Source organism: Vibrio sp. 704, assembly GCF_033339295.1.
This window is the reverse complement of sequence record NZ_JAWOUH010000396.1, coordinates 270-732: the sequence shown is the minus strand read 5'-3', so window position 1 is coordinate 732 and position 463 is coordinate 270. Positions and strand designations below refer to the sequence as shown.

The 463-nt window shown below is 46.9% G+C and carries 1 protein-coding gene; it reads right to left on the bottom strand.

What is annotated here, in order from left to right:
• On the bottom strand, positions 1-415 hold a 415-nt coding region (locus R7R24_RS26695; protein ID WP_318120116.1), incomplete at its 3' end, for an HAD hydrolase-like protein.
• Positions 416-463 lie beyond the last annotated feature (48 nt).

Genomic DNA, 463 nt, shown 5'->3' with positions numbered 1-463 from the left:
AGTATTTTGCGATGCCATGTTGCTCTAGAATTTCTGGAACAAACTTCGATGGTTTGTTCGTTACAAGCGCCATCGTAAAGCCTGCCTGATGTAGCTCTTCTAGCGTCTCTTTTACTGTTGGGTAAAGATGGCTCAGCTGATGACCGCTTTGCGCGTAAAAGTCATCAAACAGCTCGCGTCCTTTTGCACGCAGCTCTTCACTAAGATCGCTACTGATGGTCATGCTTTGGCTTAGCGCGCGACCAATCAGGACGTCAGCACCGTTACCTACGTAATCACGTACTTGCTCTTCCGATACTGCAGGGTAACCCAAAGCTTGTACCGCTTGGTCTGCAGCAACGGCCAAATCAGGTACGCTGTCCAACAATGTGCCATCCAGATCGAACGCAATCAGTTTAATATCTTGTTGAGTCATAATTTCCCTAGCTAAAAATAACAAAGGATGGTCTCCCATCCTATGTGT